This is a genomic window from Brevundimonas diminuta 3F5N, from assembly GCF_900163625.1.
GTDB classification, from domain to species: domain Bacteria; phylum Pseudomonadota; class Alphaproteobacteria; order Caulobacterales; family Caulobacteraceae; genus Brevundimonas; species Brevundimonas diminuta_A.
Genome location: NZ_FUIE01000037.1, coordinates 16,903 through 31,496 on the forward strand (window position 1 = coordinate 16,903; position 14,594 = coordinate 31,496).

17 protein-coding genes are annotated in these 14,594 nt (G+C 66.7%); 4 read left to right on the forward strand and 13 right to left on the reverse strand.

What is annotated here, in order from left to right; translation table 11 throughout:
* Positions 1-6: 6 nt before the first annotated feature.
* Positions 7-738, reverse strand: coding sequence for a DNA repair protein RecO (recO, locus tag FM111_RS07175; protein WP_087140288.1), 732 nt, complete (start codon positions 736-738; stop codon positions 7-9).
* A complete protein-coding gene (locus tag FM111_RS07180; RefSeq protein ID WP_087140289.1) occupies positions 738-1,193 on the reverse strand; it encodes a nuclear transport factor 2 family protein in 456 nt (151 codons plus the stop codon). The genes recO and FM111_RS07180 overlap by 1 nt, the downstream gene beginning before the upstream one ends.
* Positions 1,194-1,314: 121 nt before the next feature.
* Between FM111_RS07180 and FM111_RS07185 the strand changes: the two genes are divergently transcribed.
* Positions 1,315-1,755 (forward strand): VOC family protein, encoded by a 441-nt coding sequence (locus FM111_RS07185; RefSeq protein ID WP_087140290.1) that lies wholly within the window; start codon positions 1,315-1,317, stop codon positions 1,753-1,755.
* Between the two features lie 114 nt (positions 1,756-1,869).
* Positions 1,870-3,378 carry an acetyl-CoA hydrolase/transferase family protein gene (locus FM111_RS07190; protein WP_087140291.1) on the forward strand — a complete coding sequence of 503 codons (1,509 nt, stop codon included), beginning with the start codon at positions 1,870-1,872 and terminating at the stop codon, positions 3,376-3,378.
* A 13-nt stretch (positions 3,379-3,391) separates the two neighbouring features.
* On the opposite strand, the gene FM111_RS07195 is transcribed toward FM111_RS07190, so the two are convergent.
* The 11 genes from FM111_RS07195 to folK form a co-directional block, all read right to left on the reverse strand.
* Positions 3,392-4,534, reverse strand: a complete 1,143-nt coding sequence (locus tag FM111_RS07195) for a serine hydrolase domain-containing protein (RefSeq protein ID WP_256968132.1) — start codon at positions 4,532-4,534, stop codon at positions 3,392-3,394.
* A 100-nt stretch (positions 4,535-4,634) separates the two neighbouring features.
* Positions 4,635-5,600: a GTPase Era gene (gene era / locus FM111_RS07200; protein WP_087140293.1), complete on the reverse strand. Its 966-nt coding sequence runs from the start codon at positions 5,598-5,600 to the stop codon at positions 4,635-4,637.
* Entirely contained in the window at positions 5,597-6,313 is a 717-nt protein-coding gene (gene rnc / locus FM111_RS07205; RefSeq protein WP_087140294.1) for a ribonuclease III, read from the reverse strand. The genes era and rnc overlap by 4 nt, the downstream gene beginning before the upstream one ends.
* On the reverse strand, positions 6,313-7,239 hold the full coding sequence (lepB, locus tag FM111_RS07210; protein WP_087140295.1) for a signal peptidase I: 927 nt from the start codon (positions 7,237-7,239) through the stop codon (positions 6,313-6,315). The genes rnc and lepB overlap by 1 nt, the downstream gene beginning before the upstream one ends.
* A gap of 112 nt (positions 7,240-7,351) precedes the next feature.
* Positions 7,352-7,765 (reverse strand): holo-ACP synthase, encoded by a 414-nt coding sequence (acpS, locus tag FM111_RS07215; protein WP_087140296.1) that lies wholly within the window; start codon positions 7,763-7,765, stop codon positions 7,352-7,354.
* A complete protein-coding gene (locus FM111_RS07220) occupies positions 7,762-8,508 on the reverse strand; it encodes a pyridoxine 5'-phosphate synthase (protein ID WP_087140297.1) in 747 nt (248 codons plus the stop codon). Before FM111_RS07220 ends, acpS begins: the two co-directional genes overlap by 4 nt.
* A gap of 15 nt (positions 8,509-8,523) precedes the next feature.
* On the reverse strand, positions 8,524-9,108 hold the full coding sequence (gene pyrE, locus FM111_RS07225) for an orotate phosphoribosyltransferase (protein ID WP_087140298.1): 585 nt from the start codon (positions 9,106-9,108) through the stop codon (positions 8,524-8,526).
* A gap of 45 nt (positions 9,109-9,153) precedes the next feature.
* Positions 9,154-9,933: an LOG family protein gene (locus tag FM111_RS07230; protein ID WP_087140299.1), complete on the reverse strand. Its 780-nt coding sequence runs from the start codon at positions 9,931-9,933 to the stop codon at positions 9,154-9,156.
* 38 nt (positions 9,934-9,971) lie between these two features.
* Positions 9,972-12,125 carry a RelA/SpoT family protein gene (locus FM111_RS07235; RefSeq protein ID WP_179205047.1) on the reverse strand — a complete coding sequence of 718 codons (2,154 nt, stop codon included), beginning with the start codon at positions 12,123-12,125 and terminating at the stop codon, positions 9,972-9,974.
* A gap of 170 nt (positions 12,126-12,295) precedes the next feature.
* Positions 12,296-12,655 carry a DNA-directed RNA polymerase subunit omega gene (rpoZ, locus tag FM111_RS07240; RefSeq protein ID WP_087140301.1) on the reverse strand — a complete coding sequence of 120 codons (360 nt, stop codon included), beginning with the start codon at positions 12,653-12,655 and terminating at the stop codon, positions 12,296-12,298.
* 130 nt (positions 12,656-12,785) lie between these two features.
* Positions 12,786-13,373, reverse strand: coding sequence for a 2-amino-4-hydroxy-6-hydroxymethyldihydropteridine diphosphokinase (gene folK / locus FM111_RS07245; protein ID WP_143276057.1), 588 nt, complete (start codon positions 13,371-13,373; stop codon positions 12,786-12,788).
* Here folK and FM111_RS07250 point away from each other — a divergent pair.
* Entirely contained in the window at positions 13,372-13,953 is a 582-nt protein-coding gene (locus FM111_RS07250) for a LabA-like NYN domain-containing protein (RefSeq protein WP_087140302.1), read from the forward strand. The two genes, folK and FM111_RS07250, sit on opposite strands and share 2 nt — an antisense overlap.
* Entirely contained in the window at positions 13,950-14,594 is a 645-nt protein-coding gene (locus FM111_RS07255) for a uracil-DNA glycosylase (protein ID WP_087140303.1), read from the forward strand. Before FM111_RS07250 ends, FM111_RS07255 begins: the two co-directional genes overlap by 4 nt.

The window sequence follows — 14,594 nt, forward strand, 5'->3', positions numbered from 1 at the left end:
AAGGCGTTACAGCCGCCCGGCGTCGCCCAGCTTGTCGATCATCCAGACCCGCGCGGGCGGCAGGGGCCGGTTCAAGGCGTGGAAGACGAACTGCTCAAGAAAATGCCCCGTCAGCTCCAGCCCCGCCTTCACGTCTCCCTCGCCCAGCCCCGCCTGCGCGCCCAGCATGAAGGGGGGAAGAGCCAACAGCTTGTCGGCATAGGGCGCGCCCGCCTCACGGCTGACGGCGCGGCCGGTGCGGGGGCTGACCCAGACCAGATCGTCCATCGACCCCGTTGAGGCGCAGCGCGACAGATCGAGACCGAAGCCCAAGTCCTCCAGCAACCCGGCTTCGAACCGCACGAAGATGGCGGGCCAGACCTCGGGCACGGCGAACGCGCCCATCAGCGCCTCAAAGGCGTAAAAGGCGCCGGGATGCGGCTCCCGCTCCGGCAGGGCGCCCTGCGCCACCGCTGCGGCGGCGCTCAGTCCGGTCAAGGCCAGCGGGTCGTCGAACAAGGCGGCCGGGCCTTCGCCCACCGGCTCCAGCCGCGCCGAACCCAGCTGATCCGACGTCCGCGACCGCAGATCGGCCACGACCCGCGCGCCGGGCTGAAGGAAGGGCCGCATCCGACGCGACGCCCCGCCCGCGACATAGGCGGCGCGGCGGCCGTGCCGCTCGGTCAGCAGATCGACCACCGCCCCCGTATCGCCATGCGCCCGCGCCGACAGCACGAAGGCGTCGTCCTGAACCTCCATCAGTCGGCCTTGATGGCGTCGACGACGGCGCGCGCCTTGTCGTTCGGTACGGCGAAGCTGAGGACGTATTGCTCGATCTTCCAGCCGTCCTCGGTCAAGCGCAACACGCCCGAGCCGCGCGTGGTCCCATAGGCGTCATTGTCCAGCACCTCGTCGAACCAGGCGACGCAGCGGCAGTCGATCGGGGCGATGGTCACGGTCCGCGCCGTCGGTCGATAGGTCCAGCCCTTGCCCTGCGAGAAGTAGGGCGTGGCGTAGGCGCGGAACTCCGGCAGGCTCCACCGCTCGGCGGCATCGGTGCCGATGAAGCGGGCGTCCGGCGTGAAGGTCGCGAAATAGGCCTCGCCGTCCGCCACCGAGGCGGCGGCGTGCATGGCGTCCAGCGTGCGCTCGACAGGCGCAGTCTCGGCGGACGCGGCGGACAGTTGGAGCATCATCAGGGCGGCGGTGATCATGAAGATGTTCTAGTCCTGTTCCGAAGTTCGTGAAAGCTCCCACACATCCGCTCATCCCGGCCCCAAGAAACGGAAACCTCGCTCGCCCTGTGCGTTCCGCCTCCATCCGAAGGAGGGTCTCATGAAGATCGTCACCAGTCTCAGCTTCCAGGGCCAGTGCCGCGAGGCGCTGGAGTTCTACGCCCGCATCCTGGGCGGCAAGGTCACGGCCGCCTTTCCGTTCGGCGACGGCCCGCCCGACATGCCGGTCGATCCCAAATACAAGGACTGGTTGATGCACGGTTGGTTGGAGATCGGGGACCAGGCCATCATGGGCGCCGACCTGCCGCCAGAGTTCGCCCCGAACATCGACAAGCCCAAGAACGGCTTTGACGTGTCGTATCACACCGACGACCTCGCCAAGGCGCGCGAAGTCTTCGACGCCCTGTCCGAAGGGGGCAAGGTCGGCATGGCTTTCGCCGAAACCTTCTGGTCGCCCGGCTTCGGCAGCCTGACCGACAGGTTCGGCATCCCGTGGATGGTCAACACCAACCCGGCGGCGGACTGGAAACCCGGCGGTTGACGCCTTTGTGATCACGGACTGTTACGACCAAAGCCGTATTGGAATCAGGGTGATGCGGCGCCTATGTCCGCGTCGTTCCTTGAGCCCTCCCCGGCTCCAGCCGTCAGGTTTGCGATGTCCCGCGTCCGTAACGCCGCCCTCAAGTCGAAGATCATGTCCGCCCAGGACGCCGCCGCCCTGATCCCGGCCAACTCGACCGTGGGCATGAGCGGCTTCACCGGCTCGGGCTATCCCAAGGTCGTGCCGATGGCGCTGGCCGAGCGGATCGAGGCCGAGCATGCGGCAGGCAATCCCTTCAAGCTGAAGGTCTGGACCGGCGCCTCGACCGGGCCGGAACTGGACGGCGCCCTGGCCAAGGCCGACGGCATCGAGTTCCGCCTGCCCTACAACTCCGATCCCATCGCCCGCGAGAAGATCAACAAGGGCGAGATGGAATACCTCGACATGCACCTGTCGCAGGTGGCGCCGGTGGCCTGGCAGGGTTTCCTCGGCCCGCTGGAGACGGCGGTGGTCGAGGTGTCGGGCATCCGCGAGGACGGCGCCCTGATCCCTTCGTCCTCCATCGGCAACAACAAGACCTGGCTGGACCGCGCCGACCAGATCATCCTTGAGGTCAACAGCTGGCAGAACGCCGCGCTGGAGGGGATGCACGACATCTATTACGGCACCGCCCTGCCGCCCGCGCGGGTGCCGATCCCGCTGACCAAGCCGACCGACCTGATCGGCGAGACCGTCTTCCGCGTCGATCCGTCCAGGATCGCCGCCATCGTCGAGACGGACAGCCCCGACCGAAACCTGCCCTTCGCCGCGCCGGACGCCAGCGCGACGGCCATCGCCGGGCATCTGATCGAATTCCTGCAGCATGAGGTGAAGCTGGGCCGCCTGCCCGCCCATCTGCTGCCGCTGCAATCGGGCGTGGGCAATGTCGCCAACGCCGTGCTGGCGGGTCTGGCCGACAGCCCGTTCGAGAACCTGACCGCCTATACGGAGGTGCTGCAGGACGGGATGCTGGACCTGCTGGACTCAGGGAAACTGACCGTCGCCTCGGCCACCGCCTTCTCGCTCAGCCCCGAGGCCGCCGCCGATCTGAACAGCCGCATGGAGCAGTTCCGCGGCAAGATCATCCTGCGCCCGCAGGAAATCTCGAACCACCCGGAGATCATCCGCCGTCTGGGCTGCATCGCCATGAACGGCCTGATCGAGGCCGACATCTACGGCAACGTCAACTCGACCCACGTGATGGGCTCGCGCATCCAGAACGGCATCGGCGGCTCGGGCGACTTTGCGCGCAACGCCTATATCTCCTGCTTCGTCACGCCCTCGACGGCCAAGGGCGGCAAGATCTCGGCCATCGTCCCCATGGCCAGCCACGTCGACCACATCACCCAGGACGTGCAGGTTATCGTCACGGAACAGGGACTGGCCGATCTGCGCGGCCTGTCGCCCAAGCAGCGCGCGAAGGTCATCATCGCCAACTGCGCCCACCCCGACTATCGCGACGCGCTCAGCGATTATTACGCCCGCGCGCTGAAGGGCTCCTACGGTCTGCAATCGCCGCATTTGCTGACCGAGGCGCTGTCGTGGCACCAGCGGTTCATTGAGACAGGCTCGATGAAGGCCTGACCGGCCTTCGTCCTTATCGCGCCAGCGCCGTCGGGAACGGACGCCCCAGAGCCTCGGCCATCGCCTGCTGATTGATGAGCAGCACCTGATCGCGCAGGTGGTAGTTGTTCGACAGCACCACCACCGTCACTTCCTGATCCGGTTGATAGGACACCAGGTTGCGGAACCCCGCCCAACTGCCGGTGTGATAGATCTGGCGATCGCTGAACGGCGAAGAGGTCCGCTCGCCCAGGGCGCTGACGTAGATGCCGTAGCCATAGGCCCGATGCGGGCCGCGCCGCTCGGGCATGTCGTCCGGGGCGTGGTCGGCGATCAGGTCGTCATAGGCCTTGTCGCTCAGGACGTGGCCCTGATGCAGTGCCCGGTTCCAGGCCAGCATGTCGTCCAGCGTCGAGTACAGCGCGCCCGCGCCCGCAACGACGCTGACGTTGGCGATGGGCTGCGGCGTCAGACCGGCCGGAAACAGGCCGTAGCCCATGGCCAGACCCTGGGCGTCGTTATTCACGTCCGAGCCGGTGTCCTTCATGCCCAGAGGCTTGAGGATCGCCTGCTCCATATAGGTCTCGAACGGCTGGCCGCTGGCCTTTGACACGATCTCGGCCGCCAGGTTGAAGGCGGCGTTGTTGTAACGGACCTTCGTCCCTGGCTCGAACTGCAGGCCATAGCGGGCCGAGGTCTCGGTCAGTTCCTGCGGCGTGCGGTGGGTGACGCGGATACGCCCCCACTCCGCCTGGGCCATCACGTCCGGAATGCCCGACGTATGCGACAGCAGGTGATGGATACGCAGCGGCCGCCAGGCGTCGGGGCACGGCTCGATCCATTTGCAGACCGGATCATCGACCGACAGCCTGCCCTCGTCCTGAAGCTTCAGAACGGCGACGGCGGTGAACTGCTTGGACACCGAGGCCAGGCGGAAACGGGTGTCCAGGGCGAAGGGCGTGTCCGTCTCATAGTTCGCCTTGCCATAGACCTGACGGAACAGGATCTGATCGCCCTTGGCCACCAGCACGGCGCCCGTGAACTGCTTGCTGGCCGCCATCTCATCCAGCCGCGCCTTGAGGTGCGGCAGGGCCTCGACCACCTCGACCGGCGGGCGCTTGGGCAGGTCTGTCCGATAGACGGCGGCCGCCTGGGTTTCCGGCGCGACAGCCTTCACGAACCACGCCCCCGCCCCGGCCGAAATCAGGCCGGCGACGACGAGGGAACCGAGGAACCAGGGCCTTCCGCCCGCGGTCTTGGGGACGATAAACACGAGACTAGACGTCAAACTCCAGGCCGAACTGGGCGTACAATGCCTTTGAGTCTTGCCATTTGGGATCGACTTTGACGGTCAAAAACAGGTGAACAGGCCGATCCAGGATCTCGATCAGTTCCTCGCGCGCCTTCTGGCCGATCCATTTCAGGGTCTGGCCGCCCTTGCCCAGGACGATCGGGCGCTGGCTTTCGCGCTCGACATAGATGGTCTGTTCGATGCGGGCCGAGCCGTCCGCCTTGTCCTCAAACGAGGTCGTCTCGACCGCCGCCGAATAAGGCAATTCCTCATGAACGCGCAGATAGACCTTCTCGCGCGTGATCTCGGCGGCCAGAACGCGCAGGGGCACATCCGCCGACTGGTCTTCGGGATACAGCCAAGGCCCCTCGGGCATGGCCAGGGCCAGTCGGGTCTTCAGGTCGTCCACGCCGTCGCCGCTGAGCGCCGAGATCATGAAGACCTCGGAATAGACGCCCGTCTCGAACAGGCGCTGCGACAGGGCCAGCAGGGTGTCGCGACGCATCCCGTCGATCTTGTTCAGCGCCAGGATGACCTTGGTGTCGGTCGCCTTCAGATTGGCGATGATGGTCTCGGTGTCCTCGGCCGAGCGACGGTCGGCGGCGGTGCCTTCGCGACCTTCAGCGTCGATGTGCGACTGGGCGTCGATCAGGTGGACGACCACGTCAGCGTCCTGCGCCCCGCCCCAGGCCGAGGCGACCATGGCGCGATCCAGACGGCGGCGCGGCGTGAAGATGCCGGGCGTGTCCACCAGCACGATCTGGGCGTCGCCCTTGATGGCGATGCCGCGCACGGGAAAGCGCGTGGTCTGAACCTTCTGGGTGACGATGGAGACCTTGGAGCCGGTCAACCGGTTCACCAGCGTCGACTTGCCCGCATTGGGCGCGCCGATGATGGCCGCGAAGCCCGCGCGCTGGCCGGTGATCTCGGTGGTTTCGGGGGTCTCGGTCAAATTACGTCTTCTCGTTTCAATAGGGCGATGGCGGCGGCCTTTTCCGCCTCCTGTCGCGAACGTCCCTGGGCGCGGGCCGGTTCATAGCCGGTCACCGTCGCCTCGACCGTGAAGGTCGGCGCATGATCCGAGCCGGTGCGCTGGACCACCTCATAGGTCGGCAGCGGACGGCCCTGGCCCTGCGCCCATTCCTGCAGGGCGGACTTGGGATTGGTCACCGCCGCACTCGGAGGCGCGGCTAATTCTTCGGCCCAGGCGCGTTCGAACACGGCCTGAGCGGCGATCAGACCGCCGTCGCGATAGACAGCCGCCAGGATCGCCTCAACAGCATCGGCGATGACTCCGGCCTTTCTGCGGCCGCCGGTCTTGGTCTCGCCGGGCGACAGACGCAGGGCGTCGCCGACGCCCAGCCGTTCGCCCACGCGGGCGCAGGCGCTCTTGTCCACCAGGGCGTGCAGACGGGCGGACAACTGTCCCTCGTCCGCCGACGGGTAATCCCGCACCAGACGGTCCGCGACCAGCAAGCCCAGCACCCGGTCGCCCAGAAACTCCAGCCGCTCGTTGTCGGCGGGAACCTGCGGACCTGCGCCTTCGCCCACGCTGGAGTGGGTCAGGGCGCGTTCCAGCAGCTCAGGCTCGGCGAAAGCGTGGCCCAGGCGCTGGCGCAGGGCCGCCACGGCCTCGGCGCGCACGTTCGTGCGTCCGCCGGCCATCAGTCGAGGATCTTGAAGAACCGGCTGAAGCGCACATTGGCGAACCAGCTGACCGGGTTGAACAGCGAGGCGCCCGGCGTCCACGAGAACATGATGATCTCGGCCTTGCCGACCAGGTTCTCGGCCGGGACCATGCCCACGCCCGCCGACATCTCGACGCGGCTGTCGATCGAGTTGTCGCGGTTGTCGCCCATCATGAAGTAGTGGCCGGCCGGAACCTCATACAGCGGGGTGTCGTCCAGATCGCCGCCGGGACCGAAGTCCTGCGTCATGAAGGTGCGGCCGCCCGGCAGGGTCTCACGCACCTGGGTCACGGCGCGCGGGCCGAACATGTCGGCCATCTGGGCGCGGTTGACCACCACGTCCTGAACCGGCGCGCCGTTGATGTAGAGCTTGTTGGCGATCATCTGCACCTTGTCGCCCGGCAGACCGATCACGCGCTTGATGTAGTCCGTCTTGTTGTCACGCGGCAGCTTGAACACGGCGATGTCGCCGCGCTCGGGCCCCTTGCCCAGGATGCGGCCGTTGAACACGGGCGGGCTGAACGGGATCGAGTGTTTCGAGTAGCCGTACGACCACTTCGACACGACGATGTAGTCGCCCTCGTACAGGTTCGGCTCCATCGACGCCGACGGGATGGTGAAGGGCTGGAACAGCAGCACTCGCAGCACCAGCGCGATCAGCAGGGCGAAAACGACGGTCTTGATGATCTCGACCGTTTCGTTGCTCGCGGACTTTTCTTTCTTCACTCGCTTGGCCTTCCTGGAGCGCCGGGGCGCAAAGATCGGTGTCTCGCTGTCGAGGGCTTCGGGGTCGTCCCCCATATCGAAGGGCGCATCGCCGTCATCACTCCAGATCGGCCGTGTCATAGCCGGATCGAGGGCCGGACTGGCCGCACCGCCGTTCGCCTTGGGGTCGTCGCTCATCGTCTGCTCGAATCCCCCGCCGAACGCGGGGTTTGAAGGTCGAGGCGTAGTCGCTGAAACCGCCGCGAGCAAGACTCTGGATGATGAAGGAACCGCAACCTTCGCGGCAGTATCAGGCCTGGGGAGCCGCCTTCGGCAAGGCTTCGATCACCACGAAGGCAAGCGCATAGGGATGTTCGTCGCTGAGGGTCAGGTGGATGCGCGCCTCATGCCCCGGCGGGGTCAGGCGGGCCAGATGCTCGGTCGCGTGGCCCGTCAGGGCCAGGGTCGGCTGACCCGAAGGCAGGTTCACCACCCCCATGTCGCGCCAATAGACATCCGATCGCATCCCGGTTCCCAGCGCCTTGGCGCAGGCCTCTTTCGCCGCGAACCGCTTGGCGTAGCTCCACGCCGGATCGGCCTTGCGGTCGGAGCGCGTGCGCTCCAGCTCGGTGAAGACACGCTGTTTGAAGCGGTCGCCGAAACGGTCCAGCGAGGCCTGAATGCGGCGGATGTCCGACAGGTCGGCGCCGACGCCGATGATCATGACACAGCCTCGTCCATGGCCGCGCGCATCCGACGGATGGCGGCGTCCAGGCCGACGAAGACCGCCTCGCCGATCAGGAAGTGGCCGATGTTCAGCTCGACGATCTCGCGAATGGCCAGAACCTCGCCGGCCGTGGCGTAGTCGAGGCCGTGGCCCGCATGGACCTCCAGCCCCAGAATGTCGGCCTGGGCCGCGGCGGCGGCCAGACGATCAAATTCGACCGCGCGCTCGGCCGGGTCGGTCAGGTGGCAGTAGCGGCCAGTGTGGAACTCGACCACCTGGGCGCCGACGGCGGCGGCGGCCTCGACCTGATCTTCGGACGGTTCGATGAACAGGCTGACGCGGATTCCAGCGTCGGACAGGGCCTTCACCACCGGGGCGATGCGAGCCTCGTGACCGGCGACGGCCAGGCCGCCCTCGGTCGTCACTTCCTCACGACGTTCCGGCACCAGACAGGCGGCGTGCGGGCGGTGGCGCAGGGCGATGGCCAGCATCTCCTCCGTTACCGCCATCTCGAAGTTCAGCGGCTTGTCCGCACGGCGGCACAGGGCCGTCAGCACGTCGATGTCGGCGTCGGTGATGTGGCGGCGGTCTTCGCGCAGGTGGGCGGTGATGCCGTCGGCCCCGGCCGCCAACGCCGCCTCGGCCGCACGGGCCGGATCGGGATGAGCGCCGCCGCGCGCGTTACGAACCGTGGCGACGTGGTCGATATTGACGCCCAGACGAACCCGCTGACGCTTCATCCCGTTCTCTCTTCTCTATTTCGACAGGCGGCGGCTGCCCGGATCCTCGACCGGCAGGGCGGCCAGTTCCGGCGGCAGGGCGTCGGCCGGATAGGCCGGCACCTCCATCGAGGCCAGGGCGATCAGCGGCACGCCCACATCGACCTTGCCGCCCGAACGGTCGACGATGCAGGCGGCGGCGACGACTTCGCCGCCCGCCTTCTGGATCGCGGCGATGCATTCGCGCGAAGAAAGCCCCGTGGTGACGATGTCCTCGACCATGACGATCTTCTCGCCCGGCTCGACCGAGAAGCCGCGACGCAGTTTGAACTCGCCGCCCTCGCGCTCGACATACATGGAGCGCACATTCAGGTGCTTGGCCGTCTCATAGCCGGGGATGATGCCGCCGACGGCAGGCGAGATCGCCGCATCGACCGGGCCGACCGTGGCGATGATCTTTTCCGCCAGCGCCTTGCACAGGCGCTCGCAGCGGGCGCCGTCCATGAAGACCAGGTTCTTCTGCAGGAAGACCGGGCTGTGCAGGCCGGACGAGAGGACGAAATGGCCTTCGCGCAGGGCGCCGGCGTCGCGGAATTCGTTGAGGACGTCTTCAGTGTTCATGAAAGCCGTCCTTAGACCCTGCAGCGGCCGCCCTCAACCCGCGCCCTATTTGATCTCGCAGTTGGGCTTCAGTCCGCCTTCCAGCAGCTTGGTCCACACCGTTTCAGCGTCATCGGCGAAGGCGAACAGATCCATGTCCGACGCCTTGACCATGCCGTGCTCGATCAGGGCGTCGAAGTTGATGATCGAGCGCCAATAGGCCTCGTCGAACAGGACGATGGGAATCGGCGGCGCCTTGTCCGTCTGACGCAGGGTCAGGATCTCGAACAACTCGTCCAGCGTGCCGAAGCCGCCGGGGAAGACCACCAGGGCGTTGGCCCGCATCGCCAGGTGCATCTTGCGCATGGCGAAGTAGTGGAACTGGAATGTCAGTTCGGGCGTGGACCAGGGATTCGGGAACTGCTCGTGCGGCAGGGTGACGTTGAAGCCGATGGACGGCGCCCCCGCCTCGTGCGCGCCCTGGTTGGCGGCCTGCATGATGCCCGGACCGCCGCCGGTGGCGATGACGTTGTCACGCACCTCGCCCGGTTCGCCCCGGAAGGCGCCGCCGCGTTCCGAGGCGATGCGGCCGAACTCGCGCGCCTGCTCGTACCAATAGGCGTGGCGGCCGTCGCCATTCACGCCAACGCGGGCGCTGCCGAAGACGACGATGGTCGAGCGGACACCCCAGGCCTTCAGCGCTTGCTCGGCTTTTTCATACTCCATCAGGAAGCGCACGCCGCGCATCGACTCGCCCAGCAGGAAGTCCTGATCCAGAGCGGCCAGACGATAGGAGGGCGAGGCCATCTGGGCCTCGTTGGCGAGCTTCTGTTGTTCGGGAGACATTTCGGCCTTGTCGTAAAACACTAAAGAGGCGGCGGCGATTAGCCGCGTGCGCGGTCGACGGTGTCGACGGACGGATTGGCCCGAAGGGCCGCGATGATCATGGTCGCGTGGCGGGCGTCTTCAACCTCTACGTCGATATCGACGTCGAAGAAGTCCTGCTGACGATGCGCCATGCTGAGATTGAGGATGTTGCCGCCCGCCTCGCCGATGATGGTGGCGACCTGGCCCAGAACGCCTGGAGCGTTCTTCATCGTAGCGTGCAACTTGACCGCGCCGACAGCGCTGCGCTCGGCCTGCGGCGTCCATTGCAGATCCTGCCAGACGGAGTCGTCGTCCGCGAAATCGGCCAGGGTCTGGCAGTCGATGGTGTGGACCGTCAGCCCCTTGTCCGGCTCAAGGATGCCGACGATGCGATCGCCGGGCACGGGGGAACAACACTGGCCGAAGTGGATGCTGACGCCAGGCGTCAGGCCGCTGCCGCGCACGAACAGGCGCGGCGATTCCGCGCCGATGCGCTTGCGTTCGGGTCCGGCCTTCAATTGACCCTTCAGCGCCGGGAACAGGGTCTCGGCCACGCGTGTCGCGGTCAGACGGCCCCGACCGATAGCGTCGAACATGTCCTCTTCGGACGGCATGGCGAAGGTCTTGAGCGTCTCGGTCAGCTTGACCTCTGTCAGCGCCTTGCCCGCGCGCTCCAGCGTCTGTTCCAGCGTCGTCTTGCCCAGACGCACGAACTCTTCGCGCTCCGAGGTCCGGATGTGGCGGCGGATGGCCGAACGGGCGCGGCCCGTGACCGTCAGGCTGCGCCAGTCGGTCGGCACCTCGCGCTTGGTCCCGCGGATGATCTCGACCACGTCGCCGTTCTGAAGCGCGGTGCGCATGGGCTTCAACTCGCCGTTGATCTTCACCCCGACGGCGGTGTCGCCGACCTCGGTGTGGACCGCATAGGCAAAGTCCAGCGGCATCCCGCCGCGCGGCAGAGTGATCAGCGTCCCCTTGGGCGTGAAGACGAAGACCTGGTCCAGATACATTTCGAGCTTGGCGTGCTCGACCCAGTCCTCGCCCCCCTCCCCGTGCTCGATCACCTGAACCAGATGGCGCAGGTTCAGCAGGGGGTCGCGGCCGCCGTCCGCCTCCATCGCCTCGCGGTCGAAGCCGTAGGACTGGTTCTTGTAGGCCCAGTGCGCCGCCACGCCGTCCTCGGCCACACGATCCATGATCTCGGTGCGGATCTGCATCTCGATGCGCAGACCACCCGGCCCGACCACCGTGGTGTGCAGCGAGCGATAGTTGTTCGACTTGGGCGTCGAGATGAAGTCCTTGAACCGCTCGGGCACCATCGGCCAGGCGCGGTGGATGACGCCAAGGGCGCGGTAGCAGTCGTCCTCGCTCTCGACGATGACGCGGAAGCCGTAGATGTCCGACAGGGACGAGAAGCCGACGGTCTTGCGCTGCAGCTTGCGCCAGATGGAATAGGGCGTCTTCTCCCGGCCCTTGACCCTGGCGCCAAGCCCCGCTTCGGACAGGACGCGTTCGATCTCGGGCGAGACGGCCTCGATGGCGCTGCCGTTTTCGAGTTTCAGGGCTTCCAGACGGCGCTGGATGGCGACGCGCGCCGTGGCGTTCAGATGTTCGAACGCCAACTCCTCCAGTTCGGCGGCGATGGAGTGGATGCCGATCGACCGGCCCAGCGGAGCGTAGACTTCCAGCGTCTCGCGGCTGATGCGCTCGCGCTTCTCCGGCTTCACGAAATGAAGGGTGCGCATGTTGTGCAGGCGGTCGGCCAGCTTGACCAGCAGCACCCGCACGTCGCGCGAAATGGCCAGAATGAACTTCCGCAGGTTCTCGGCCTGGCGCGTATGCTCGGCCTGAAGCTCCAGCCGCGACAGCTTGGTCACGCCCTCGACCAGGACGGCGACCTCTTCGCCGAACATCTCGGCGATGTCCTCGCGCGTAGCCGAAGTGTCCTCGACCACATCATGCAGCAGGGCGGTGACGATGGTGGCCGTGTCCAGGCGATAGTCGGTCAGGATGCCCGCGACCTGGATCGGATGGGCGAAATAGGGATCGCCGGAGGCTCGCAGCTGCGAGCCGTGCATCTTCATCGCATAGACATAGGCGCGGTTCAGCAGCGCCTCATCGGCGGTCGGATCATAGGCCTTGACCGCCTCGATCAATTCGAACTGGCGCATGATCGGTGCGCGTTTGGGTTCAGACAATACAGGGCCTTCAGACGACTTCGGCGCCGCCTCGGGAAGAGACGACGCCGATGTGTTGTCCTGCAGATTCGCGGCGGGGTCCATCGGCGTGTCCGTCTGAGGCCGCGCCGCCCGCCTTGCTACCTTGGTGACCAGGTCGGTCGTCAGTAGCGTTCCTCCTGGCCCCCGTCGCGGTCGCTCTGCAGCGCGCGGATCAGTTCGGCCTCGGCCATGTTCATGTGCTGCGGCTCGGCCAGCAGGGCCACGACTTCGGCTTCATCCTCAGCCTCGGTGCGTTCATCGACGCGCTGCAGGGTGGTGATGATGTTCTCGCGCAGTTCGTCCGGCACGACGGTTTCGTCGGCCAGTTCGCGCAGGGCGACGACCGGGTTCTTGTCGTTGTCGCGGTCCAGCGTCAGCGGCGCGCCGTTGGCGATGTTGCGGGCGCGGTGGCCGGCCAGCAGAACCAGACCAAAGCGGTTCGGCACCTTCTCGATGCAGTCTTCGACAGTGACGCGGGCCATGAAATTCCTCTGGCGGCAGGGAGAACCGCACAAAATATAGGTTGAAAGCCGATTGTGCAACGCCGCGAAGGCGGGATTGGGGCGGATCGGCGTGAGTTAAGCCTCCCCTCGCCCGATAGTCCGCCTCGCGTCAAGCCCTGGGCAGAGGGCGCGCGTCGCGGCCGACCTCGGCTTGCGCCGCCAGATCGCCCGCCCGACGGCCGCAGACAGGGTGCGTCCACTCCGGCGCCACCTCGGCCAGCGGTCCCATGACGAACAGCCGGTCCGCCGCGCGCGGATGCGGTAGAATCAGCCCGCTTAGGTCGCCGCTGAGACGCCCATAGGCGATCAGGTCCAGGTCGAGCGTCCGCGGCGCATTGCGCGCAGTCCGCACGCGGCCGAACAGATCCTCGATCCGCCCCAGGGTCCGCATCAGGGTCGAGGGGTCATGGGCGGTGCTGACCACGGCCACGCCGTTCAGGAAAGGCGGGTCGGTCGGGTCGGGCCAGGCCTGGGACGACCACCAGGACGAACGGGCCAGCACATCCAACCCCTCGGCGCGGAATCGGGCCAGCGCCGCCTCCAGCGCCTCCACGCAAGAGGACCAATCGCCCTTGTCATTGCACCCCAGTGCGACGATGACTGCCGCGTCCAGATCGATCTCGCGCCAGGATTCGCCTGCGGCGTCGGTCGGGGCTTTCATTTTCTCGACCATATCGACGGACTCATATTGGTTCATGACTGATCACCCGGACGACCGCATCGCCCTGTTCATCGACGGCGCCAACCTCTATTCGGCGGCCCGCGCCCTGAACTGCGACCTCGACTTCAAGAAGCTCTCGACCTGGTTCGTCGGCGAAGGCCGATTGATCCGCGCCTATTATTACACGGCCATCATCGAGGGCGAAGAATTCTCGCCCGTGCGGCCGCTGGTCGACTGGCTCGATTACAACGGCTTCACCGTCGTGACCAAGCCGGTCAAACGCTTCACCGACGCCCAGGGCCACAGCCGCACCAAGGGCAATATGGACATGGAGATCGCCGTCGACATGCTGGAGCTGGCGCCGCGCCTGGATCAGGCGGTGCTGTTCTCGGGCGACGGCGACTTCCGCCGCGTGGTGCAGGCCCTGCAGGCCAAGGGCGTGCGCGTCACCGTCGTCTCGACGGTCAAGAGCCAGCCGCCCCAGATTTCCGACGACCTGCGTCGCCAGGCGGACGCCTTCATCGACCTGGCCGACATCATGACCCAGGTCGGCAAGCCCAAGGCCGCGATGAATCAGGGCGTGACGCGCACCCTGGACCGGAGCGATCGCGCGTGAGCGCAGCATTGAACCCGGAACCAGCGCGCGACTGCCCCCTGTGCCCGCGCCTGGTCGAGTATCGGGCCGAGAACGCGCGCCAGAACCCGGACTGGTGGAACGGCCCCGCGCCGTCGTTCGGCGATCCGAACGCGCGCCTGTTGATCGCGGGCCTGGCGCCGGGCCGCACCGGAGCCAACCGGACGGGCCGCCCCTTCACCGGGGACCATGCGGGCTGGCTGCTGTACGACACGCTGAAGAAGACGGGCTTCGCGCAGGGCCGCTATGACCCTGACGGGCATGACGACCTGACGCTGATCGACTGCATGATCACCAACGCCGTGCGCTGCGCCCCGCCGCAGAACAAGCCGACGGCGACGGAAGAGAACACCTGTCGTCCCTTCCTAGTGGATCGGCTGAGCGCCCTGCCCCGGTTGAAGGTGATCGTGACCCTGGGCGACGTGTCGCGACGCAGCATCCTGCGAACGCTGGGCTACCCCGGCTCGGCCATTCCGGCGGGACACGGGGTCGAGGGCCAAGTCGGCCGCTACACCCTGATCAACAGCTATCACTGCTCGCGGTTGAACACGAATACGGGACGGCTGACGGCCGAAATGTTCGAGGACATCTTCGTTCGCGCCAGAGCGGCGCTGGAGACCTGA